Origin of the sequence: Streptomyces sp. NPDC041068 (genome assembly GCF_040647455.1) — a bacterium.
Lineage (GTDB): Bacteria > Actinomycetota > Actinomycetes > Streptomycetales > Streptomycetaceae > Streptomyces.
Genome location: NZ_JBEZCG010000006.1, coordinates 71,962 through 94,516, shown reverse-complemented (window position 1 = coordinate 94,516; position 22,555 = coordinate 71,962). Strand labels below are relative to the sequence as shown.

At 72.6% G+C, this 22,555-nt stretch carries 18 protein-coding genes; 13 read left to right on the top strand and 5 right to left on the bottom strand.

Annotation, left to right across the window (positions count from 1 at the left end; all coding sequences use genetic code 11):
• Nucleotides 1–8: 8 nt before the first annotated feature.
• Genes AB0B50_RS15200 through AB0B50_RS15185 form a run of 4 tightly spaced genes read left to right on the top strand, consistent with a single transcriptional unit; the run spans nucleotide 9 to nucleotide 2,558 of the window.
• On the top strand, nucleotides 9–917 hold the full coding sequence (locus AB0B50_RS15200; RefSeq protein WP_362331589.1) for a hypothetical protein: 909 nt from the start codon (nucleotides 9–11) through the stop codon (nucleotides 915–917).
• Entirely contained in the window at nucleotides 914–1,141 is a 228-nt protein-coding gene (locus AB0B50_RS15195) for a Trm112 family protein (protein ID WP_362330647.1), read from the top strand. Before AB0B50_RS15200 ends, AB0B50_RS15195 begins: the two co-directional genes overlap by 4 nt.
• A 12-nt stretch (nucleotides 1,142–1,153) precedes the next feature.
• The gene (locus AB0B50_RS15190; RefSeq protein ID WP_362330644.1) at nucleotides 1,154–1,957 is read left to right on the top strand and encodes an FkbM family methyltransferase; all 804 of its coding nucleotides are present in this window, start codon (nucleotides 1,154–1,156) and stop codon (nucleotides 1,955–1,957) included.
• Complete coding sequence (locus AB0B50_RS15185; RefSeq protein WP_362330641.1) at nucleotides 1,938–2,558, top strand: hypothetical protein; 621 nt, start codon at nucleotides 1,938–1,940, stop codon at nucleotides 2,556–2,558. Before AB0B50_RS15190 ends, AB0B50_RS15185 begins: the two co-directional genes overlap by 20 nt.
• A 141-nt stretch (nucleotides 2,559–2,699) precedes the next feature.
• Here the strand turns inward: AB0B50_RS15185 and AB0B50_RS15180 are convergent, their stop codons facing one another.
• The gene (locus AB0B50_RS15180; protein ID WP_362330638.1) at nucleotides 2,700–2,990 is read right to left on the bottom strand and encodes a hypothetical protein; all 291 of its coding nucleotides are present in this window, start codon (nucleotides 2,988–2,990) and stop codon (nucleotides 2,700–2,702) included.
• 233 nt (nucleotides 2,991–3,223) lie between these two features.
• Here AB0B50_RS15180 and AB0B50_RS15175 point away from each other — a divergent pair, with 233 nt between their 5' ends.
• The 6 genes from AB0B50_RS15175 to AB0B50_RS15150 all read left to right on the top strand — a co-directional run bounded on the left by AB0B50_RS15175 (nucleotide 3,224) and on the right by AB0B50_RS15150 (nucleotide 9,316).
• Entirely contained in the window at nucleotides 3,224–4,966 is a 1,743-nt protein-coding gene (locus AB0B50_RS15175; protein WP_362330635.1) for a protein kinase, read from the top strand.
• Nucleotides 4,963–5,265 (top strand): S1 RNA-binding domain-containing protein, encoded by a 303-nt coding sequence (locus AB0B50_RS15170; protein WP_362330632.1) that lies wholly within the window; start codon nucleotides 4,963–4,965, stop codon nucleotides 5,263–5,265. Before AB0B50_RS15175 ends, AB0B50_RS15170 begins: the two co-directional genes overlap by 4 nt.
• A 117-nt stretch (nucleotides 5,266–5,382) precedes the next feature.
• Nucleotides 5,383–6,288 carry a LysR family transcriptional regulator gene (locus tag AB0B50_RS15165; RefSeq protein ID WP_362330629.1) on the top strand — a complete coding sequence of 302 codons (906 nt, stop codon included), beginning with the start codon at nucleotides 5,383–5,385 and terminating at the stop codon, nucleotides 6,286–6,288.
• A gap of 124 nt (nucleotides 6,289–6,412) precedes the next feature.
• A complete protein-coding gene (locus AB0B50_RS15160) occupies nucleotides 6,413–6,982 on the top strand; it encodes a cysteine dioxygenase family protein (protein WP_362330626.1) in 570 nt (189 codons plus the stop codon).
• Entirely contained in the window at nucleotides 6,982–8,061 is a 1,080-nt protein-coding gene (locus tag AB0B50_RS15155) for a putative sulfate exporter family transporter (RefSeq protein ID WP_362330623.1), read from the top strand. The genes AB0B50_RS15160 and AB0B50_RS15155 overlap by 1 nt, the downstream gene beginning before the upstream one ends.
• A 124-nt stretch (nucleotides 8,062–8,185) precedes the next feature.
• On the top strand, nucleotides 8,186–9,316 hold the full coding sequence (locus tag AB0B50_RS15150; protein ID WP_362330620.1) for an epoxide hydrolase family protein: 1,131 nt from the start codon (nucleotides 8,186–8,188) through the stop codon (nucleotides 9,314–9,316).
• A gap of 12 nt (nucleotides 9,317–9,328) precedes the next feature.
• Here the strand turns inward: AB0B50_RS15150 and AB0B50_RS15145 are convergent, their stop codons facing one another.
• The 3 genes from AB0B50_RS15145 to AB0B50_RS15135 form a co-directional block, all read right to left on the bottom strand.
• Nucleotides 9,329–10,390 carry an esterase-like activity of phytase family protein gene (locus tag AB0B50_RS15145; protein ID WP_362330617.1) on the bottom strand — a complete coding sequence of 354 codons (1,062 nt, stop codon included), beginning with the start codon at nucleotides 10,388–10,390 and terminating at the stop codon, nucleotides 9,329–9,331.
• A gap of 415 nt (nucleotides 10,391–10,805) precedes the next feature.
• A complete protein-coding gene (locus AB0B50_RS15140) occupies nucleotides 10,806–12,050 on the bottom strand; it encodes an acyltransferase (protein WP_362330614.1) in 1,245 nt (414 codons plus the stop codon).
• Nucleotides 12,047–14,401, bottom strand: coding sequence for a glycosyltransferase (locus tag AB0B50_RS15135; protein WP_362330611.1), 2,355 nt, complete (start codon nucleotides 14,399–14,401; stop codon nucleotides 12,047–12,049). Before AB0B50_RS15135 ends, AB0B50_RS15140 begins: the two co-directional genes overlap by 4 nt.
• Before the next feature lie 267 nt (nucleotides 14,402–14,668).
• On the opposite strand from AB0B50_RS15135, the gene AB0B50_RS15130 reads away from it, so the two are divergent.
• Nucleotides 14,669–16,138, top strand: coding sequence for an acyl-CoA synthetase (locus tag AB0B50_RS15130; RefSeq protein ID WP_362330608.1), 1,470 nt, complete (start codon nucleotides 14,669–14,671; stop codon nucleotides 16,136–16,138).
• Between the two features lie 395 nt (nucleotides 16,139–16,533).
• Here the strand turns inward: AB0B50_RS15130 and AB0B50_RS15125 are convergent, their stop codons facing one another.
• Complete coding sequence (locus AB0B50_RS15125; RefSeq protein ID WP_362330605.1) at nucleotides 16,534–20,220, bottom strand: S8 family serine peptidase; 3,687 nt, start codon at nucleotides 20,218–20,220, stop codon at nucleotides 16,534–16,536.
• Nucleotides 20,221–20,465: 245 nt separating this feature from the next.
• Between AB0B50_RS15125 and AB0B50_RS15120 the strand changes: the two genes are divergently transcribed.
• Nucleotides 20,466–20,840: a CU044_2847 family protein gene (locus AB0B50_RS15120; RefSeq protein WP_362330602.1), complete on the top strand. Its 375-nt coding sequence runs from the start codon at nucleotides 20,466–20,468 to the stop codon at nucleotides 20,838–20,840.
• The gene (locus AB0B50_RS15115) at nucleotides 20,837–22,534 is read left to right on the top strand and encodes a trypsin-like peptidase domain-containing protein (RefSeq protein ID WP_362330599.1); all 1,698 of its coding nucleotides are present in this window, start codon (nucleotides 20,837–20,839) and stop codon (nucleotides 22,532–22,534) included. Before AB0B50_RS15120 ends, AB0B50_RS15115 begins: the two co-directional genes overlap by 4 nt.
• Nucleotides 22,535–22,555 lie beyond the last annotated feature (21 nt).

The following is a 22,555-nucleotide window of genomic DNA, read 5'->3' as shown; positions in this document are numbered from 1 at the left end:
GGTGGGGTGTGGCCGCGGCGCTGGTCGCGAACCTGCTCTACAGCACCGGGTTCGTCCTGGAGAAGCGGGCGTTGACGGCCATGCCGTCGGTGAGCGTCCGCAGCCCCGCGCGGCTGCTGCGGCAGGTGCTCGGCAGCCCGCTGTGGATCGGCGGATCGCTGGCGCTGGCGGGGGGCTTCGCCGCGCAGCTCGTGGTGTACCGCACGCTGCCGATCGCCGCGGCGCAGGGCATCTTCGTGTCGGGCCTGGTCCTCCTGCTGCTCCTGTCCTCGGTGCTGCTCGGTGAGCGGACCTCGGGCCGCGAGCGGTACGCGGTCGGCGCGATCCTGCTCGCGCTGCTCATGGTGGTCCTTTCGCTGAGCGAGGAGAGCGACACGGTCGGCCGCCACGCGCCCGTGGCGCTGGTCCTCGCGGTCTGCCTGCCCTCGCTCGCGGCCGGTGTCTGGCTGTACGGCTCCGCGGAACGCCGCGCGCGGCACCGGCACCGCATGCCGACGGCGGGCGTGGAGTACGGCGTCGCGGTGGGCCTGCTGTACGGGGTGAGCTCGCTGGCGATCAAGGGCGTCTCCAGCCATCTGACGACCGGGGACCTCGGCGGCGCGCTCGTGGACCTGCTGCGCTCGCCGTACCCGTACCTGCTGCTGTTCACGGGCGTGTTCGGCCTGATCATGTCGCAGGCGGCCCTGCAGCGCTGCCGGGCGTCCCTGATCGTCCCGGTGTGCACGACGGTTACCGCGCTGTTCACCGCGGTACTCGGCACGCTGGCGTTCGGCGAGGCGCTGCCGCACGACCCGGTCCGCCTCGCGCTGCGGATCGCGGGCACGCTGCTCGCCGTGTCCGTGCTGCTCGCCATGCCCAAGCATGACGCGAGCGCCCCACAACCACCTTCCCCCACCAAGGAGTTGACGAGCGGATGAACCACGACGACCCGCTGCTGAAGATCCTCGCCTGCCCGCTGGACAAGGGCCCGCTGCACCTGCTGACCCCCGAGGAGCCCTTCGTACCGGAGGAGGCGCTCTACAACCCCCGTCTGCGGCGCCGCTATCCGATCGTCGACGGCATCCCGCAGCTGCTGCCCTCCTCCGGTGAGCAGGTCCCGGAGGACGAGCACGAGCAGTTGCTCAAGCGCATCTCCCCGTGAGAGGGGGCGCGTATGACTTTCGCCGCCCGCGTGGCGCCCTACGTCCCCGACCGTCTGATCGCCACCCTGGCCCGCCTGGTGTATCCGCGCTTCGAGTTGGAGCTCGCGCGCCTCGCCGACCTCTGCCCGCCGGGCTGCGCCACCGCCGTGGACGTCGGCGGCTGGTACGGGCCGTGGTCGCGCCGCCTCGCCTCGCGCGCGCACCGCGTGGTGACCGTCGAGCCGGTGCCGCACCTGGCGCGGCTGCTCGCCTCCAGCACCCCCGGCAACGTACGCGTGATCCAGGCCGCGGCGACGGACCGGCCAGGGACCGCCCGGCTCTGGCTGCCGCCCGGTGACCGCGGGGAGCGGGGCGTCTCCTCGCTGATCCGCCGCGACATCCACGACACGGCCGTCGACGTGCCGTGTCTGACCCTGGACGGGCTCGGCCTGCGGGACGTCCACTTCGTCAAGATCGACGTGGACGGCAACGAACTGCCGGTGCTGCGCGGCGCCGAGGAGCTGATCGGCCGCGACCGCCCGGCGATCTTCATCGAGCTGGAGTCCCGCATCCAGCCGATCGCCCCGATCGTGGAGCTCCTGACCGACCACCACGGCTACCGGGGCTGGGTCCTGCCGTACGACATGTGGCTGCCGCTCGACGCCTTCGACCTGGAGGCGCACCAGGCCTCTGCGGCGTACGTGGTGTCGCAGGGCCTGTTGCGCCGGGTCCTCACGCCGAGACATCCGCGCTACGTCAACTCGGTCCTCTTCCTTCCCGAAGGGCGCCGTCCGGGAGCGTTCGCGGTGCGGGACGATGGGGCGCATGCCCGCTAGTTCCTCCCGTGGCTCCGGCCCGTTCACCGCGCTGGACTTCCAGCTCGTACTGCTGCGCCGGATGGCCGACCACAACCCCGACCTGGTGGAGAACGCCCGTCACGAACTGGGGGTGTCCACCGCCGAGATGCGCGAGTCCAATCGCCGCTGGCAGGCGATGAGCCGCGGGGCCGGGTCCCGGGGCGCCGCCTCCCGCTACCGCTCGGTCCTCGGCACGCCCGAGGTGAGCGAGCGCCGCCCGATCGGCGACCTGGAGTGCGAGGCGCTGCTGTGGCCCGTGCCGCTCTGGCCCGATCTGCGCTTCGAGGTGCTGCTCGCGCCGAACGGCGCCGTGTGGAACGAGTGGCTGGTGCGGGCGCCGGGGGTGCCCGGCCCCGCGCTGCGCACGCTCGACGACCTCACGCCGTGGTCGTGCACGGTGGACGAGGCGGCGCGCGCCTTCGCCCCTGCCCGCCCCATGGAGGGGACGGCACCGACGCGGTGGGGCCTCACGTTCGAGGCTCCGGACGCGGACGGTGAACGGCGGCGCTGCGTCGCGGAGTTCACGTGGGGGCTGTTGCAGCGGGTGGCGTTCCCCGGCGCCGGGGCCACGCCGCACTGAGCGTCGTGGGCCCCGGCGCCTACGGACCTCGGCCTCCACGTCACCGAGGCCCGCGCGGGGTGGGCTGTGCCGCGGGAGCTCCTCTTGCGTACGCCGCCGACTGCGTACGCTCGCCGGGGCGCACGCGGCTTCGGCTCGGGGTCAGAGGATGAAGACGCTCTGCGCGGTCTCCGTGTGGTAGGTCTCGCCGGGGTAGACGAGCCATTCGACCGGGCCCGAGCAGTCCGGGCCCGAGTGGACCTCGGCGATGGCGTCGGTGTGGTTGCCCACCGAGCTCGGGAACCAGTCGACGCTGTAGCAGCCGCTGGGGTTCTCGTAGGCCTGGCCGTTGATGACGAGGACCCCCTCCGCCGCGTACGCCGAGCCCGGCACGGCGAGTGCCAGTGCCGCGGCCGCCGCGAACGCCCCGAGCGCCTTGGCCGTCCTGGTCATGCTGAGTCGCCTCATATGCGTTCCCCTCCACCACGCGGACCGCCCCGTCGCGATCCGCTGAAGTGACCCAAAGTAGCCGATCAGGCACGACACGTGACCAGCGCGCGGAGGCAACTGTCGCACGGTCGCGCGCTGTTCACACTCCCCTCACACTCCCCCCGGATCCGACAGGTCCCCGTGACCTCGATCGGCCCAACTTCGGCGCGGGACAAGGGAGTTCGTATGATGCGGCCATGGCAAGCACGGGGGAACTGATAGCCGGCCGCTACCGCATCGCGGCGCGGCTGGGGCGCGGCGGCATGGGCACGGTGTGGCGGGCGCAGGACGAGCTGCTCGGGCGGGACGTCGCCGTCAAGGAGCTGAACGTCGACGCCGGGCTCTCGCAGCTCGACGCCGAGCGGCAGCGGGAGCGGACGCTGCGCGAGGCACGGTCGGTCGCGCAGGTGAAGCACCCCGGAATCCTCGTGCTGCACGACGTCGTCCGGCACGAGGAGCGGCCCTGGCTGGTGATGGAGCTGATCGACGGCTGCTCGCTCGCCGACCGGATCGCCGCGCGGGGACCGCTGCCGCCCGCGGAGGCGGCCCGGATCGGTCTCGCCCTGCTGGCCGCGCTGCGCGCCGCGCACACCGCCGGGGTGCTGCACCGTGACCTCAAGCCCGCGAACGTACTCCTGGAGTCGGGGACGGACCGGGTGGTGCTCTCCGACTTCGGCATCGCGCAGGTCGCGGGGCAGACCACGCTCACACAGACCGGGGCGTTCGTGGGCTCGCCCGAGTACACCGCGCCCGAGCGGATGTCGGGGCGGCACACGGGTCCCGAGTCCGATCTGTGGTCCCTCGGCGTGCTGCTCTGCGCGGCCGTGGAGGGCGAGTCGCCGTTCCACCGGGACTCGGTGGCCGGGGTGCTGCACGCGGTGGTCGTCGACGAGATCCGCCCGCCTCAGTCCGCGGGACCGCTGCTGCCGGTCGTACGGGGTCTCCTCGAGCGGGATCCGGAGCGGAGGTTCGGCGCGGACGAGGCGGAGCGGGCTCTGCGGGGCTTCCTGGAGGAGGAGCGGCTGCCGACGGTGGCGCACACGCCCTCGCCGCCGGCCGCGGCGCCGCCGCGCGCCGGGCGCGGGTCCGGCGGCGCGGACGACACGGGTGACCCGGTGGTGCTCGGCGCCGCGCCCCGGGCCGGGCGCCGGGAGTCCCGGATGCGGGTGTCCCTGCTCGGCGGTGTCCTCGTCGCGGTGCTCGCGGCGGGCGGGGTGGGCGGCGGGGTGTGGGCGCTGACGCGGGGCGACGGCGGCACGGAGCGGGAGGCGGGCGGCGGGGGTCCGGCGCAGGAGGTGCGGGAGGAGTCGCGCTCGCCCGAGCCGGAGAAGAGCGAGCCGTCCAAGAGCGCGAAGCCGAAGCCACCCAAGGGCAAGGAGAAGGGCGGCACTCCTCCTGCCGAGCGGGGAGACGGCAAGGGCGGCGCGGACGGAACCGACCCCGACGCGGGCAGGACCGCGCCCGCCGACCCCTCGGGCCCCCCGGATTCCGACGGCGGCACGACCCCCACCGGCTACCGCACGGTCACCGACCCGGCGGGCTTCTCCCTTGCCGTCCCCAACGGCTTCACCCGCTCCCCCGAACCGCCCCGCGTCTACTACTACTCGGCGGGCAAACAGTTCCGCGTCGGCATCCACCCCCAGGCCCAGGACCCGGACGGGCCGCTCGCGGTGATGCGGCAGGCACACGAGGACGGCCCGTCGGACTACCCCGGCTACCGCGGCGGCTCGGTCCGCGAGACCACGCACAACGGCAACCCCGCGGCCCTGTGGACCTTCACGTGGGACGGCACGGCGGCGGACGGCGGCCCCCGGGTCACCTACGACCTGAGCTGGAACGAAGGCGGCAAGATGTACGACCTGTGGATCTCGGCCCCCGCCCCCCAACAGACCACGGCGAAACGCCACTTCGACAAGGCACTGGAGTCCTTCACACCGTGACACGCCCGTACGACCTGCCGCACCCGCACGCCGACGACGGCCCCGAGCCCACCCTGGGCGGCCTGACGCGGGGCGACGTCTGCCGCGGCGCCGTGACGGCGCTCACGCACTTCGGGGCCTTCGTGGACGTGAACGGCGCCCAGGGTCTCGTACGCCTCCCCGAGATCTCCCGGAAGCACATCGACCACCCCGGCGAAGTCCTGTGCGTGGGCCAGGAGATCACCGCGAGGGTCCTGCTGGTCGACGCGGACCGGGGGCAGCTCATCCTGTCCCTCAAAGAGTGGGCCCCTTCCCCTTGAGGGACAGGATGAGCTGCCCCAAGAAGAGCTTCTCTCCGAAACGCGGAGCCCAGCCCCTCACAAAAGCCCGACCCCCTCCCTTGTTCGGTCCTCCCAACATCTGCTTATGATTCAGCGGTGTTCGATTCACGGCACATCAAGACCTTCCACGAAGTGGTCCGGGCCGGGTCGTACTCGGCGGCCGCCCGCTCGCTCGGGTATACGCAGCCCGCGATCACCCAGCAGATGAAGGCGCTCGAACGGTCCGTCGGCACCCCGCTGTTCACCCGCGTCGGGCGCCGGATGCGGCTGACGGAGGCCGGCGAGGCGCTGTCGCGGCACGCGGGGATCATCCTCGACGACATCTCCACCGCCCAGCAGCAGATGAACGCGATCACCCGGCTGCGGTCGGGCCGGGTGCGGCTCTGCGCCTTCCCCAGCGCCAACGCCACCCTCATCCCGGAGGCCCTGGCCAAGCTCGCGTCGGGGCATCCGGGGGTGCGCGTGGAGCTCCTGGAGGACGAGCCGCCCGAGTCGCTGCGCCGCGTGGTGCGCGGCGAGTGCGACATCACGCTCGCCTTCACCTACCCCGGCCTGCACGAGGAGGTGCCGGACGAGCTGGTGGAGATCCCGCTCATGGAGGACCAGCTGACCGTGCTCATGCCCTCCGGGCACCCCATGGCGCGCCGCCGCTCGGTCAAGCTCGCCGAGCTGGCGGAGGAGCGGTGGATCGCGGGCTGCCCCCGCTGCCGCGCCAACTTCCTGCACGAGTGCGCCGAGTTGGGCTTCGCGCCGGACATCGCGTTCACCACCGACGACAACCTGGTGGTGCAGAGCCTGGTCGCCGAGGGGCTCGGCGTCGCGATGATGCCGGGCCTCGTCCTGAACTTCCTGTGCCACCGCAAGGTGACAGGACGCGCCCTGGATCCCGCCTCGCGGCGCCAGGTCTCCGCGTACGTCCTCAAGGACCACCTGCGCATACCGGCGACCGCCCTGGTCCTGGACGAACTGAGGACCGTGGCCGCCAACCGCGTCGGCTGCTGACCTCCCTCCGGGAGGGAAGCGGCCCATTCCGGCCACACCCACGCGCCATCCATAAGCAAAAGTTGCGGGGATGCCAAACAACTGTCGTTGGACGTGATGGATCGGGCGGCGCGACGCTGCCGGTATGAGCACTACGACCGCGTACCGGGCCGCCCGGACCACAGAGCGCCTCGACACCCTCGTCGCCGACGTGCGCGAGGCCGTCGGGCGCGGCCTGCCTCCCGACCTGACCGCGTACCTGGTCGGCGAGCGGCTCTCGCCCCACCTGGGCGCCGCCGATCTGCTCACCGCCGAACAGCAGGAGGGCGACCCCGAGCGCTACCGCCAGCACGTCCTGCACGCCGAGGGCGACGGCTCGTTCTCCATCGTGGCGCTGGTCTGGCTGCCGGGGCAGCGGACCTCCGTCCACGACCACGTGTCCTGGTGCGTCACGGGCGTGCACGAGGGCGAGGAGCAGGAGCGGCGCTACCGTCTCGTACCCGCCGCCGAGACCGGCGGAACGGCGCGCCTGATCGCCACCGAGGACGTCGTCAACCCGCAGGGCGCGGTCTGCGGCTTCGCGCCGCCCGGCGACATCCACCGGGTGTGGAACGCCTGCGGGACGCGCGCGATATCCCTCCACATCTACGGCGCGGACATCGCCCGCCTGGGCAGCAGCGTCCGCCGGGTGTACGAGCTGCCGGCCGACCGGTAATGGCGCTGCTCGGAGAACGCGCCAAGTCCCGTACACAGGACATCACTTCGGCGGTCGCGCCGCGCCGCCCCTCGGGCAAGCTGCCGGGCCTCGCGCTCGCCGTCCTCGGTGTCGGCGTCGCCTGGTGCGTGCACCGGCTCGTGCCCGGCGTCCCGATGCTCACGGCCGCCGTGGTGCTCGGCATCGTCGCGGCCCATCTGCCGGGCGCGGCGCACGCGTTCGTGCGGGGTCCCGGCAAGGCGGGCCTGACGTTCGCGGGCAAGCGCCTCATGCGGGTCGGCGTCGTGCTGCTCGGCCTGAAGCTGAGCCTGGACGACGTGCTCGGGCTCGGCTGGGCCTCGGTCGTGATGGTGCTCTGCGTGGTCGCGGTGACCTTCTTCGGCACCTGGTGGCTGGGCCGCCGCATGGGGCTGCGCGGCGACCAGCCGCTGCTCATCGCCACCGGCTACTCGATCTGCGGGGCCTCCGCGATCGGCGCGGTCGGCGAGGTGTCCGAGAGCGACGAGCGGGACACCGCCACCTCGGTGGCCCTGGTGACGCTGTGCGGCACCCTCGCCATCGCCGTACTGCCGCTGCTGCAGGGCCCGTTGGGGCTCAGCGACGCGGAGTTCGGGCGCTGGGTCGGGGCGAGCGTGCACGACGTGGGGCAGGTCGTGGCGACCGCGCAGACCGCGGGCGCGGGGGCGCTCGGCGACGCGGTCCTGGTCAAGCTGATGCGGGTCGCGCTGCTCGCGCCGCTGGTCGCCGCGGTGGCCCTGTCGGTCAGGGCGCGGGCGAGGTCGAGGTCCGGCGCGGGGCGGGCCGCCAGGAGCGCCAAGCGGCCGCCGCTCGTACCGCTGTTCGTCGTCGGCTTCATCGCCATGGTCGCGCTGCGCACCACGGGCTGGCTGCCGGGCGGGGCGATCGACGTGGCGCAGACCGCGCAGGAACTCCTGCTTGCCGCCGCCCTGTTCGGCCTCGGCAGCGCGGTCGACCTGCCGTCCCTGACGCGCACGGGCGGCCGGGTCGCGGCGCTCGGGCTCGTCTCGTGGGTGGTGATCGCGGGCGTCTCGTACGCGGGTGTGCTGCTGACGTATTGAGCGCCCGGCCCACTGAAGCCCCCGGACGGCACTTTCCGACCCGGAGGCCCGGAGACCCGGAGCCCTTGAGCCCTTGAGCCCTTGAGGACACAACCTGTCCTCAAGGGCTCCTACTGTTCAGGGCATGGAGCCGAACACGGACGCCACCGCCGAGACCCACCCCTTCCACCTCGCCGTCCCCCAGGCCGAGTTGGACGACCTCAGGGACCGCCTGGCCCGCACCCGCTGGCCCTCGGAGATCCCGGGCCAGGACTGGAGCCGCGGCACCCCGGTCGCGTACCTGAAGGAGCTGGCGGACCACTGGGCCGACGGCTACGACTGGCGCGCCTGGGAGGCACGGCTGAACGCGCACCCGCAGTTCACCACCGAGATCGACGGCCAGAACATCCACTTCCTGCACGTACGGTCCACGGCTCCCGACGCGCTGCCGCTGCTCCTGACGCACGGCTGGCCCGGCTCGGTCGTGGAGTTCCTGGAGCTGATCGGCCCGCTGTCCCGCGACTTCCACCTGGCGATCCCCTCCCTGCCCGGCTTCGGCTTCTCGGGCCCGACGGCCGAGGCCGGCTGGAACACCACGCGGATCGCCCGCGCGTGGGCGGAGCTGATGCGCAGGCTCGGCTACGACCGGTACGGCGCACAGGGCGGCGACTTCGGCAGCGGCATCACCCGCGCGCTCGGCGCCGTCGACCCGGAACACGTGGTGGCCCTGCACGTGAACGGCGGCACCACCTACCCGAGCGCGACCGAGGACGACCCGACGCTCACCGACCGCGAGCGGGCCAGGGTGCGGCGCAGATACGAGTTCATGCAGGCCGCGGGTGGCTACATCGCGATCCAGTCGACCAGGCCGCAGACCCTCGCGTACGGCCTGACCGACTCCCCCGTGGGTCAACTCGCCTGGATCGTCGACAAGTTCAAGGACATGACGAACCTGGAGAAGGAGGTTCCGCACGAGGCCGTCGACCGTGACGTCCTGCTCACGAACGTCACGATCTACTGGCTGACCGGCACCGCGGGCTCCTCCGCCGCCCTGTACTACGAGGAGGCACAGGCCTGGGGCGAGCAGGAGCCCACCCACGTACCGCTGGGCATCGCCCAGTTCACGGTGCAGGACATCGCGCTGCGGCGCGACGAGGAGAAGACCAACAACGTGGTGCGCTGGCGGGACTACGACCGGGGCGGCCACTTCGCCGCCCTGGAGGTGCCCGACCTGATGCTCACCGAGATCAGGGAGTTCTTCGCGGAGTACCGGTGACGGTCATGCGGGTCACCTGCGCGGCAGCGCGACCCTGAGGTCGTACAGGCGCGTGATCTGCTGCGGGAGTTCGTTGTCGTCGCTCACCAGGAGCAGACGCAGGCGCCCCCGCGCACCGCCGCCCACCACCGCCATCCCCTCGATGTTGTCGATCAGCGGGTTGTTCCCGGGCGGCAGCTTCGAGGGGGCGCCGAGGTCGGGGCAGTCGGAGAGGTCGGCGAGCAGGGTCTTGCGCATCGCGCGCGTTCCCGCGCCGAGGTTCTCCACCGCGCTCACATCCTCGGCGCCGCGCGCGTCGGCCACGTACAGGCGTACGTCGATGAGGAAGTCCGGGGTGAACTGCCGCTCCAGGACGAGGAACCGCCCGTCCCCGGTCGGCGCGAGCTCGACGAGGCCCCTGCCCGGGTCGACCGGGTAGGCGTACTGCCACCCGAGCGTGAACTCACCGCCCCGCGCCCCGCGTTGCCAGGTCTGTACGCGGTTCAGGGGCCGCCCCGCCGCGTCCGTGCCGTCACCCGCCAGCGCCCCCTCCATGCCGGCGACGAGGGTGCGCCCGCCCGGCTGCAGGGCGAGGCTCTCGAAGGTCTGGTTGACCCGGGCGCGCCCGGCGGGGGCGACCCGCAGCGGCTGCGGCACCGGCAGCCGTCCGAGCAGGGCGTTGTCCCGGCCGTATCCGAGAACGGCGGGGCCACGTTCGTCGGTGATCAGGCGGCTGCCGTCGCGGTCGAGGACGAGGCCCTCCGAGTCGAGCGCCGCGCCCGCCTCGTCGGCGAGCGGCACGAACCCGGTGGCGCGCGGCTCCTTGCCGCGTACGTCGATCCGGAAGAGGGCGGCGCGGTCGGACACGGCGCTCACCGAGCCGTCCCGTTCGACGGCGAGCGCGGAGAGGCCGCCCACGAGCCGGCCGTCGACCCGCGTCTTGTCCAGCGCGTCCGAGTAGCGGTCGACGGACACGCGTGGCGAGCAGGCGCCGCCCCCGGAGACCCCCGAGTCCCGCGCGGCGGCCGCCGCGGTCATGCCCGAGGCCAGCAGCGCGGCGCTCGCGGCGATGCTCACAGTTGCCCGAAATGCCATGGCACACCCCCAGGTTGATGGGGCGTCAGTACAGCAGGACAGGGTGAAGATGCGAACAACGAATGCGAACGACTGGGCAGTTGTTCCCTGGAACAGGTGATCGTCGCGCCAGGAATTGCGCGAGGCCCCCGCGATTGACGATGCTTACGGTGCGCAAGCGACGGGCTGCAGACCGTGACTGCGCTCCCGGCCCATGTCCCATACAGGTCCGGGCAGTTGGGCCCGCATGTCGCCGGGTTCCGACCTTCCTGAAAGTCCCACAAGGAGAAGCACCACCATGAACCTCATCACTGACGTCGTCGCCGGTCTCGCCCACTTCCTGGGCTGGCTGGTCTGACGTCCAGGACGTCACCGGCAGCACACAGCGACGCCGTCTCTCCCCGTCCCACGGAGAGGCGGCGTCGCCGTGTCGTGCTCAGCCCGGGTAGAAGTCGCGCGCCTTCCCCTTGCCGTCCTTCGCCCTGCCGAGCAGGCCCGCCGGGTACTCCACGAACCAGTAGCTCGCCGTGCCGACCGCCAGGGCCACCAGGAGCACGACGAGCACCGCGACCGGGAAGCCCGCCTGCGACGACGGCAGCAGCCCCGACGCGTCGAGCCACAGCATCACCGGCTCGTGCCAGATGTAGAGGCTGTAGCTGATCAGCCCCACGGCCGTGACCCAGCGGGCCCTCAACAGGCCGTGCAGGCGCGTCTGTCGGCGCTCCTCGCGCCGGATGCGCAGCGTCGCGTACAGCAGCGCGAACCACAGCACGGCGGCGATCGGGTGGTAGAAGGTGTGCGCGAAGTTCTCCGGATCGGAGGACAGGGACAGCGCGAACAGGCCGCCCAGCGCCGAAGCCGACAAGGCGGTCGCCCACCGCGCCCGCAACCGGCCACGGTCCTCGCCGAGCGCCGTGAGCAGGACCGCGAGGCCCATGCCCGCCGCGAAGCCGCCGAAGCGGGCCTGCGGCCCGAAGTACACCGGCCAGTTCGTGTGCGGCACGCCGAGGACGTAGTGCGCGTACGCGATCCACGCGAGCGGCGCCGCGAAGAGGACCGCACAGCCCGACGCGCACAGGGCGGCCCTCGCCCGGCGTGTGCGCAGCCCGCGGCAGGCACGCACCGCGAGCGGCCCGAGCGCCACGAGCACCAGATAGAAGGCGACCTCCAAGGAGAGCGACCAGGTCGGGCCGAGGGTGTAGAAGATCCGCTCACGGTCGAAGACGTGCGTGAACGTGAGGTGCTCGACCAGGTCGCGCCAGTCCCCCGGCAGCGTCGGGTTCCGCGTCGACCAGACGACCACGACCGCGAGGAAGTACAGCGGCAGGATGCGGATCGCCCGCCGAAAGAGGAACACCTTTCCCGGCCTGACCGCGCCCTCCTTGCCGTCGATGGCCGCGCGCGCGTACGACAGCGTGAGCAGGTACGCCGACATCACGAAGAACAGGTCGATCACTTCGAGGGAGATCAGCGCGCCGACGTAGGGATGGTCGATCGGTGGGTGCGAGCCCGCCGCGTCGTAGGTGCAGTACTGCTGCCAGACGTGGAAGACGACCGTGCTGAGCGCGGCCAGGCCGCGCAGTCCCTGGAGTTCCGGGGCGCGGCCGCGGGCCTGCGGCTGCTCGCGGGCTGCCGGGGCGCGGGGCGGCGCCGTGGTCCCGGGGGCGACGAGCGAGGTCACGAACTCCTCCCGGCACCGGTCGGCCCGGCGGTGGCCGCGCGCGGCGTCACCCGCCACTGGCGGTCACCGAGCACCTCTTTCAGATGGGCGGCCCTTGCCACCATGTTCTTGAAGTGCGTGTAAAAGAACGTCGTCACGAACAGGTAGCGCCAGAACCAGCCCTTGCGCAGGCGCAGTTCGGGCACGGCGAGCCGCCACGCGAACGCCGCCTGCACCAGGCCCGCCGACAGCGTGAGCGCCGCGGCGACGAGGCAGACGGGGACCGCCCAGTCGAGCCGGTCCGCACCGCCTGCCCGCAGGGCGGCGTGCAGCAGGATCGGCAGGATCTGCAGCGTCAGCCACGGCTGGACCTCGCGCCAGCCGAGCAGCACGAACAGGCCCGTCTTCTGGCGGCGCGTGAAGACCGGCGAACGCAGGCCCCGCCACAGGTGCTTGAGGGAGACCTGGAGCCAGCCCTGTGCCCAGCGCGAGCGCTGGTTCCACAGCGGCTTCAGCATCGTGGGGGCGAGCTCGCGCGAGATGAGCGTGCGGTCCATGGCGATGCGGGCACCCTCGTTCAGGGCGCGCATCGTGGAGTCGATGTCCTCGGTGAGCATCGAGCCGTGCATGCGCGTGCGCGCGAGCAGATCGGTGCGCCAGAAGCCGTTGGAGCCGCCGAACACCCCGAAGCCGTACATCCGGGTGCGGCCCGGGTGGCTGACCGCGTAGATCGCCTCGAACTCGACGGCGACCAGACGCGCGACCCACGAGCTCTCGCCGTTGCGGATGACGCAGTGGCCCTGCACCACGTCGTAGCCGTTGGACAGCCAGTCCCAGGCGTGCCGGAAGGCGTCGGGTGCCGGGTGGTGGTCGGCGTCGAAGATGCCGACGAACTCACCGCGCACCCGCGTCACCGCCGCGTTCAGGTTCTGCGCCTTGGAGGTGCTGCCGGCCACGGGAAGGAGCACGAGCCGCGGATCGCGCCGGGCGATGTCCCGCAGGGTCTCCTCGACGGGCAGCGGGTGCGGGGTGTTGTAGGCGAGGACGATCTCCAGGTCGCCCGGGTAGTCCAGGCACAGGAACGACTCGACGGTGTCGACGATCGTCGCCGCCTCGTTCGGCAGGTACGCCGCGATGACCGCGCTCGCCGCCGGGTACGGCGCTCCCGGCGCGGCCGGGCGCTGCTTCGCGTCCAGCGAGTAGAGGCATTCGAGGACGATGAGCAGGGCGGAGGTCACCAGGCCCGCGACGACCACCCAGTAGGCGACCGCGGCCGCGTCCCAGCTCGCCTCGTACGCCTGTTGGTAGAGCAGGAACGGCACGCCCACGCCGAGCGCCAGCATCAGGACCGGGGAGAGCAGCGGCGTCACGGCGGCGAGCAGGGCGCGCGGGCCCGGTCGAGCCCTGCGGTGGCCGTGCGCGGCGGCGGCCCGCATCCACGGCTCGTAGCGCACGGGCCGCAGGTCGCGGTGGCGCAGGGCCTCGTCGGCGGCGTCGCGGGCCTGCTCGGCGGCCTGCGCGGCCGCGCCCCTGCCGGTGCGGGCGGGCAGCGGGGTCCAGCCGACCGCCGGGGTGAGCCGGACGTTCTCGTCGGCCACGACGAACCGCGTGCCGGCCACGGAGGCCGCGAACTCCCGCAGGCTCTTTGCCGCCGCCTCCTCGTCGACGCCGGGCATCAGGACGAGCAGGCGCCCCTCCTCGTCCCAGCCGAGCCGGTCGCAGACATTGCCCGAACGCTCGCCGACCTGGGCGAGCCGCTCGGCGACCTCGCGCCGCACGCGCGGCCCGAGGCGGGTCTCCAAAGCCTCGGCCTCGGCGACGCGGACCACGGCGAGGATGCCGCCGCGCCGTGCCGCGGCGGGGCGTTGGAGTTCGCGGTCGAGCTCGGCCATGAAGTGGGGCGCCGAGTACAGGCCGGTGCGCGGGTCCAGGAGCAGTTGCTCGACGGGGACCGGCACGCGGTGCAGCTTGGCCGCGATGCGGGCGGACAGCTCGTCCGGGTCGGACGCCTGATTCACGCAGTCGTCGGCGCCGTGCCGCAGGAGTTCGGCGACGGTGGCGGGGGCACGCCCGGCGGTGACCATGACCAGCGGCAGGGCCTGGCCCGCCGGGTCGGCGCGGACCTCGCGTATGACGTCGCGGCCGCGGCTGCACCCGTCGGGGCCGTCGTCCAGGGCGACGATCGCATCGGGGGTGGCCTGCCTGACCTGGCGGCGCACGTCGCCGGGGACGGCGTGCGTGACCTCGTGGCCGGTGCGGCGGAGGATGCGGGTGAGCTGTTCCCTGCCGGGGCCCGGGGCGCCGACCGCGAGCACGTGAGGGTGGCCCGTCGACGCGGGGGCGGAGGTGGTGAACTGGTGCGGTACGAGCACCTGTGGAGGGTGGGGCGAGTGGGTCGAGGCATCGGGACGCCTCAGGACATCGGACATGAAGGTGGTCCCATCCTGTTCGGATCGTGGGGGGGAGGACCGGATTACTGGTGTTCAGCTGGGCAATTGATGACCACATCAGCCTCAGCGATCACTGTGACACCGCACCTTCGGCGGCGTAACACTCTCATTACGCACCGGTGCAGAGACTGCACAGGCTGTGCACCGACCGAGCAGACAACACCGAGCAGACAACGAGGAGTACGAGACGTGGAACCCCTCTTCCCGGCCCTGGACGCCGCGCACGGCGAGGCCCTGCGGTTCGGCGACCGTTCGCTGACCTACCCGGAACTGGCCTCGATCGCGGGCTCGTTGGCGGAGCGGCTGCGTGACGCGGGCCGGGTCGCCGTCTGGGCCACGCCGTCCCTGGAGACGGCTGTCGGCGTGGTCGCCGCGCTGCTCGCCGGCGTACCGGCCGTGCCGCTCAACCCGAAGTCGGGCGACTCCGAGCTCACTCACATCCTGCGCGACAGCGCGCCCTCCCTGGTGCTCGTCGAGCCCGGCGCCCAACTGCCGCCCGCACTGGTCGGCTTGGAGCGGCACGAGGTCGACGTACGACAGGACGGCGTCCTGCGCCAGGACGGCGGGGACCACCCCACCGGCACCCCCGGCGAACCGGACCCCGAAACCCCCGCCCTGATCGTCTACACCTCCGGCACCACGGGCCCGCCCAAGGGCGCCGTCGTCCCGCGTCGCGCGATCGCCGCCACGTTGGACGCCCTGGAGGACGCCTGGCAGTGGACCGCCGACGACGTCCTCGTGCACGGCCTGCCGCTCTTCCACGTGCACGGCCTGATCCTCGGCACGCTCGGCCCGCTGCGGCGCGGCGGCTCCGTGCGCCACCTCGGGCGGTTCAGCACCGAAGGCGTGGCCCGCGAGCTCGGCTCCGGGGCGACCATGCTGTTCGGGGTGCCGACGATGTACCACCGGATCGCCGAAGCCCTGCCCGGCGAACCGGAGTTGGCGAAGGCGCTGGCCGGGGCACGGCTCCTGGTCTCCGGCTCGGCGGCGCTGCCGGTCCACGACCACGAGCGCATCGCGGCGGCCACGGGGCGCCGCGTCGTCGAGCGGTACGGCATGACGGAGACGCTCATGAACACCAGCGTGCGGGCGGACGGCGAGGCCCGCGCGGGCACGGTCGGGGTGCCGCTGCCGGGTGTCGACCTGCGCCTGGTCGACGAGGCGGGCACGGAGATCACTGAGCGCGGCCCCGAGGCGGTCGGCGAGATCCAGGTGCGCGGCCCCAACCTCTTCACCCAGTACCTGAACCGCCCCGACGCCACCGCCGAGGCCTTCGCGCCGGGCGGCTGGTTCCGCACCGGCGACATGGCGGTGCGGGACCCCGACGGCTACGTACGCATCGTCGGCCGCAAGGCCACGGACCTCATCAAGAGCGGCGGCTACAAGATCGGCGCGGGCGAGATCGAGAACGCGCTGCTCTCGCACTCCGGGGTACGGGAGGCCGCCGTCACCGGGGAGCCGGACCCCGACCTCGGCGAACGGATCGTGGCATGGATCGTTCCCGCGGACGCCGATGCCCCGCCGCCCGCGGAGGACTTGGCGAACCACGTGGCATCCGCTCTCGCCCCGCACAAGAGGCCGCGGGTGGTGCGGTATCTGGAGGCGCTGCCGCGCAACGACATGGGGAAGATCATGAAACGGGCACTTCCCACAGGCTGAGCCCGACCGAACCACACCTGCCCACTCCGCCCGGCCACCACACAGCCGCCCGACACGGCCACCCGGCCACCCGGCCGCCCGGCCGCCCGGCCGCGGCCTCCGGGCCTGCCCGGCGCGGTTTCCCAGCCCGCCCCGGCGCGGCCTCTCAGCCGTCACGCGGCGCTCTTCAGCCGTGCCGGGCGGACTGCCCTCCAACCCGCCCGACACGACCTCTCGACCCACTCAGCGCGACCTCCCGGCGCGGCCTCCCAGCCCACCCGGCGCTGCCTCTCAACCCATCCGGCGCCATCTCTCAGCCCGTCCGGCGTCTGAGGACATCTTGGTCTTGTCGGGGGTCCAGGGGGCGGAGCCCCCTGGTTCCGGGAAGGGGTGGGATCGGGGAAGAACCCGCAGGCCTACCTCACCCCCACCGCCCTGACGATCTCCTGCGAGACGACCCCGCCCCGGTCATCACTCGCCGAAGCCCGCAGCGACACAGACTTCGCATCGCCCGGCACCTTCAACTCCCCCTCCCAGGCCGCCTTCCTGCCGTCCCGTTCCAGAGCGACCGCCTTCCACGTCTTCCCCTCGTCATACGAGACGGACAACTTCCCGCCCCCGATGACCCCCGTGTCGGGCGCCCCCTTCACATACTCGGAGAAGATCCCGACGTCGACCGTCCGACCACCTCGCACATCACCGGCAAGCGACGTCTCCACATCGAACCCGAGGTTCAGCAACGGCAGGAACGTCTTCTTGTCCTCCGGCGTCTCCTTGGACCGGAAGGTCCACTCCGCGTGCCCCTTGGTCGCGAGCGACCACCGCTCCGCGTCGAGCGTCGTATCCGTCACGACCTTGTACGTCCGCTCCGCGGAATCCGCGTCCCACACGTACACACCCGAACTCTTGCGCCGATCGACGCTCACCCCGTCCACGAAGACCTCGCTGACCTGCGTCATCGAGTCCTCGTTCCAGACGTCGCCGAAGCCCGTGTGATCGGGCCCCGAGTCGCCCCACCCGGGCACGTTGAACTCCAGGTCGTTGCCCCTGCGCTGCTGCCCCCAGCCGAGGCCGGTGCCGAGCCACGGGTGCAGGACCGGCTTGAACCAGTCGAGGTCGGTGTGCCTGCCGCCCTTGTAGGCGACGAGGCCGCTGCGCTCCTCCAGCGCCCCGGGCCCGGTGGACACGGACTCGTGCCACAGCTGACCGGCCCCCGTGGAGACGTACTCCGTGCGCTCGGCCGGGTAGTCGACCTTCTCCTGGAAGCCGATGCCGACGGGGAAGGCGTCGGTGATCGAGTAGCGGTACTCTCCGCCCTTCGCGGGCTTCACCGCATGGAACTTGCTGTCCACCACGGCCAGTTCACGCTTGGAGGGCTCGTACGTGAGGTCCTTGGGCACGGCACCCTTGTGCCCCTCGGAGAGGTCGTACACGTAGGGAGTGTTGAGGGTGCCGGTACTCTCGACCTTCTTCCCTGCCTTCGCCGCCGCGATGAGCCCGGCCCCGTCGGCGGCGTCGACGGTGGCGATCTGCAGCGGCCTCTCGCCGTTGTCGTCCGTGCCGAACCAGGCGTTGAGACGCCCGGCCTGATTGTCCGTCACGAACAGCGCCGCGGCGCCCGCGTCCTGCGCGGCCTGTCCGAGCCGCGCCGGGCTGGCCGCGTCCGTGCGGCGCACCACGACGGCCTTGCCGCGCACGTCCTTGCCCTCGTACGCGCCCGGCGTGCCGTCACCGGCGTCCACCAGCGCCCACTTGTGCCGCCCCTCGGCGATCGTCCCGCCGGGCTGGGCGACGGCCTCGCGCAGGCCCTTCACGTCCACCAGCGGCTTGCCGAGGCGCCACACCGTGCGGTACTCGAAGCTGCCGTCGGTGACCTTCGCGGTGGGCGCGGCGAAGATGCTGTCGTATTTCACGGGGACCTGGACGGCGCCCATCAGATCGGCGCCGCCCGCCTTCCTGTCGTACTCCATGAGGAGCTGCCGGGTCTCGGTGCGCCGGCCGACGTCGGCCTTGATCTCGCGCAGCTTCCGCCCGTCGAGGGTGATCTCGCGGTCCCGGTCGAGCGTGATCTGCGGGTCGGCGAGGAAGCCGAGGCCGAGGGAGTCCTCGCCCTTGCCGCCGCGCACGTCGAGGAAGGTCGACAGGGTGTACGTGCCCGGCTTCATGCGGAGCTTCAGGGTGCCGGAGTCGCCGACCGCGGCAGGGAACGGCTCGGTGCCCTCGGCGAGTTGCTGCACCACGAGGTCGGCGGGGGTCGCCGCGCCGTCCCGGTCCTTCACGCGGACGGTGAGCGTGTACCGCTCCTCCTCCTTGACCAGGCCGAAGGCGGTGTGCGCCACCTTCTTGCCGCCGGCGCTCGCGACGACCGCGCCGCTGGTGTTCCCGACGGGCGCCTTCGCCCCGTCGCCGGTGACGGTGGTCGACGCGGTGCCGTGCGCCGGGACGGTGAGCTCGGCGTCGGCGAGCTTCACGACGCCGTCCGCGCCGCCCTGCGCCGCGAGGCTCAACTTCACGTCCTCATCGGAGGAGTTGGTGTACGTGAGGGTCTTGGTGACCGGCTTGTTGTCGTCGTACGGCCAGCCGTAGAACCCGAGGTCGACGCTGCCGCTCGCGGTGACCTTCGCGTCGATGACATCCGGCACGCCGAGTCGCCCCGCGCCCACCTCATAGGCAGAGGCGTCGAGTTGCTTCGAGCCGGACATCAGGGCGTCCTTGAGCCGGGCGCCGCTCCAGTCGGGGTGCTTCTCGGCGAGCAGCGCGGCGACGCCCGCGACGTGCGGGGTCGCCATCGACGTACCGCTCATCTCGGTGTAGAAGCCCTCGCCGCCGACGAGCCCTGAGCGTGCCGCGAGGATGTCGACGCCGGGCGCCGACAGGTCGGGCTTGAGGGCGTTGTCGCCCGCGCGCGGTCCCCGGCTGGTGAAGTAGGCGGCCTCGTCGGCGGAGTCGACGGCGCCGATCGTCAGCGCGGAGTCGGCGGCGCCGGGCGAGCCGATGGAGGAGGGCGCGCCGGTGTTGCCCGCCGCGACGACGAAGAGGGCGCCGGTCTCCTTGGAGAGGGAGTTCACGGCGGCGGCCATCGGGTCGGTTCCGTCGCTCGCCTCCTGCGAACCGAGGCTCATCGACACGATCTTGGCGTCGATGTCCTTGGCGGCCCACTCCATACCCGCGATGATCTCCGACTCGCTGCCGAAGCCCTCGTCGCTGAGCACCTTGCCGACGGCGAGGGAGGCGCCGGGGGCGACACCCTTCTCCTTCTTCCCCTCCGAGGCGGCGCCGCTGCCGCCGACGGTGGAGGCGACATGGGTGCCGTGGCCGTTGCGGTCGGCGACCTCCTCACCGGGGATGAAGCTCTTGCTCTCGCCGACACGCCCCTTGAGGTCCGGGTGTTCGGCGTCCACGCCGGTGTCGAGGACGGCGACCTTGACGCCCTTGCCGGTGAGCCCGGCCTCCCAGGCCCTGGGGGTGCCGATCTGTTCGTTGCTCTGCGCCATGTCGGCCTCGACGCGCCCGTCGAGCCACACCTTGTCGACGCCGGACCCCTCGTCCTTCACGGACCGCCACAGCGCGCCCGGCTTCTCGGCGGTGACGGCGACGCCGTCGACGCTCTCCAGGGAGCGCACCTTCTCCACGCCGCGGGGCAGCTGCCGCGCGCCCCGGGCCTTCGTGTCGTACGTGACGATGAGAGGAAGCCCGGCCACCGCCCCCCGCTCGCCGTGACCGTGGTCCCCGTAGCCCTGCCTGAGCAGCTCCGTCACGTCGAACAGCCGCTCGTCGAGGGCCCCGGAGCGCAGAAGGGGCCGCGCCTCGTCGGGTACGACGGTGACGTGTCCGCCCGACATCGAGGTCCGCACGGCTCCGCTCGCCCCGGCGGGCCGGTCCACGGTGACGGTCCTGCGGCCGCCGGGGAGCGGGGTGAGCGTGACCTTGTCCCCGGTGATGAGCGTGACGGTACGGGCTGCGTCGGCAGTGCGGGAGGGCGTCTTGTCAGGGGCGGGGGCGGCGGCGGTGGCGGTGGCGCCCTGCCCGGCGGGAAGCAGGGCGAACGCGAGACCGGCGGCGGCCACGAGCGGGGCTCTTCGCCGCGCGGGGGCTCTGGTCATGGAGCTGCCTCTCTTCGTCGGACCCGGGCGGGGGTGTTGCCCGAGTGCTGCGAAGAGTGTCAGGGGCCTTGAGTTGCGGGGGTGTTGACGGGAGGTGGCGGAAAGCCGCCAGGGCACGTATCCGCCAGGAGTCGATGCCGCACCGTGTGGCCGATGGGGCACGGGTACGGATGACATCCCCAAGTACCTTCGGCAACAATGCCGTTGGCAGATGCACGGGATCGACACAGCTCAACGGGGGCGTCATGGATGGCTTGGTGGAGTTCACGACCGACGACGGAGCGCGCGTCGTCGTCGCCGATGTGGACGAAGGCTCCGGCTCCCGCCTCGTCTCCCGCGGCGACGAACCCGCCCTGGCGGCCCGCACGTTCGAGGCGTCCCTCGACGGCGCGCGGGCGGCCGCCGAGTCCGCGCTGCGTGTGTTCCGCGAGGGCAGCCTCCGCCCCGACTCGGTGGAGATCGAGTTCGGGGTGCGGATGTCCGCGGAGGCGGGCGCCGTGATCGTGAAGGGGCAGGCCGAGGGGCACCTCGTGGTGCGTCTCTCCTGGTCGCCCGGCGGTTCGGCCGCCTCCGCCGACCGGCAGGCGCAGTCGAACGGCGCCACCCCGCCCCCCGCATGAGCGGAGCGTCCTGGCACGCCCGCATCGCGTGCGGCCGCGAGATCGGCGCCGGCTTCCTGGTGTCCGAGCGCCAACTCCTCACCTGTGCGCACGTGGTGAAGGACAGCGGCGACACGGCGGTCAGCGTGTCCTTCCCCCACCACAGGGACCTCGGCGCCATCCGGGCCCACGTGCGCGCCCACGGCGGCTGGGGCGAGCGGGACGACGACTCCGGCGACCTCGCCGTGCTGGAGCTGGAGCGGGCCGTTCCGATAGCCCCGGCCCGGTTCGCCGCGCCCGACGACGCCTACGGTCAGCCACGGCCCCGGCTGCTCGCCTACGGCTTCCCCCGGGGATACGACGAGGGGACGCTCGCCGAATACCGTTCCACGGCCGACCAGTTGATCGCCGACGAATGGATTCAACTGGAGGCGTGGAACGCCCACGGCCAGGCCCTGGCCCCGGGGTTCAGCGGCGCCGCGGTGACCCACGCCGACAGCGGCCGGGTCGTGGGCATGGTCGCGGCGGCAGCGGGCGCGTCCGGCGTACGCAACGGGCGGATGCTGCCCCTGTCCGTCATGGCCCGCTACTGGCCGCGGCTGGGTGAGCTGATCCCCACGCCGGGACACCCGGCCACGGCCAAGGAACGGCTGCGCGAACTCGTGGAGAAGGCGGCCGACACCGACCTGGCCCACGAGGCGGAGCGGCTCTATCTCGACGCCGCGGGCCCCTTCGGGCCGCCCGTCCCGCCCCGGGGATTCTCGTCCCTGTGGTCCGCGGCCTGGTACGTGCTCTGGGAGGTCGACGACCCGCGTGCCGTGGCCCGCTTCACCGACCGGCTCGCCGCTCTCCTCGACGCCTCGGCCGCACCACAGGCGCCCACCGCGACAGGTCCGGCCTGGTCCCCCATCCTCGTCGAGATCGACCACAGCGGCGCCGGAAGCGATCAGGTCCTCGTCACGGTGTCCGCGTACCGGGAAGGGCACCGCCATCCCGTCGGCTCGCGCACGCTCCGGCGGGACCAGGTACGGGAGTACGTGCAGCGGCGCATCGACGAGGCCTTCTGGCACCTCGACTTCGATGCACAGGAGTTGGTCGCGTTCGCGCTGCCCCGGGACTGGCTGAACGAACCCGTGGCCCACTGGCAGCGCAGCACCGACGACCCCACCCCGCTCGGCTGCTCCTACCCCCTGGTCGTCACCGACCGGTCCCGGCGCACCGGCGGACTGCGGCACCAGCTCTCCCGCACCTGGCAGAAACTGGACGGGCTGAACCGGACGGCACTGCACCGTGTCGAGTGCGGGACCGGCGAGAAGCCGAGCAGCCTCAGGTTCCGGCTGCGACAGGACGGGGCCCATCTGGCGGGCTTCACGGCACCGCCGAAGGCCGGCCATGTCAGACCCCACTTCGAGGCGTCCCTGAACGCCCCTGTCCCCGTACTGATGTGGCCGCGCACCGGCTGCGACGGAGCCGTCGGCAAGGCAGCGGCCGACCACCGCGACCACTGCACGGGCACCGCGTTCCTGGACGCGCTCGACGCCCACCTCGCCACGCTGCCGCCCGCCGAACTGCCCCGCCACGTCCTGACCCTGCGCGAGATGGCCGACGCGGCGGACGAGCCGGACAAGCACTGGGCCAGGGACGTACAACTCCTGTGGGACGATCCCCGCTGCTTCCCCGACACGGCAGCCCACCTGCACTCCCCCGTCGCCTGAGCGCCGCACCTTACGGAGAGA

Bases quoted from the DNA above. Each gene is read 5' to 3' on its own strand.
- AB0B50_RS15195 (WP_362330647.1), top strand. From the start codon at position 914: ATGAACCACGACGACCCGCTGCTGAAGATCCTCGCCTGCCCGCTGGAC.
- AB0B50_RS15190 (WP_362330644.1), top strand. From the start codon at position 1,154: ATGACTTTCGCCGCCCGCGTGGCGCCCTACGTCCCCGACCGTCTGATC.
- AB0B50_RS15185 (WP_362330641.1), top strand. From the start codon at position 1,938: ATGGGGCGCATGCCCGCTAGTTCCTCCCGTGGCTCCGGCCCGTTCACC.
- AB0B50_RS15180 (WP_362330638.1), bottom strand. From the start codon at position 2,990: ATGACCAGGACGGCCAAGGCGCTCGGGGCGTTCGCGGCGGCCGCGGCA.
- AB0B50_RS15175 (WP_362330635.1), top strand. From the start codon at position 3,224: ATGGCAAGCACGGGGGAACTGATAGCCGGCCGCTACCGCATCGCGGCG.
- AB0B50_RS15160 (WP_362330626.1), top strand. From the start codon at position 6,413: ATGAGCACTACGACCGCGTACCGGGCCGCCCGGACCACAGAGCGCCTC.
- AB0B50_RS15155 (WP_362330623.1), top strand. From the start codon at position 6,982: ATGGCGCTGCTCGGAGAACGCGCCAAGTCCCGTACACAGGACATCACT.
- AB0B50_RS15150 (WP_362330620.1), top strand. From the start codon at position 8,186: ATGGAGCCGAACACGGACGCCACCGCCGAGACCCACCCCTTCCACCTC.
- AB0B50_RS15145 (WP_362330617.1), bottom strand. From the start codon at position 10,390: ATGGCATTTCGGGCAACTGTGAGCATCGCCGCGAGCGCCGCGCTGCTG.
- AB0B50_RS15125 (WP_362330605.1), bottom strand. From the start codon at position 20,220: ATGACCAGAGCCCCCGCGCGGCGAAGAGCCCCGCTCGTGGCCGCCGCC.
- AB0B50_RS15120 (WP_362330602.1), top strand. From the start codon at position 20,466: ATGGATGGCTTGGTGGAGTTCACGACCGACGACGGAGCGCGCGTCGTC.
- AB0B50_RS15115 (WP_362330599.1), top strand. From the start codon at position 20,837: ATGAGCGGAGCGTCCTGGCACGCCCGCATCGCGTGCGGCCGCGAGATC.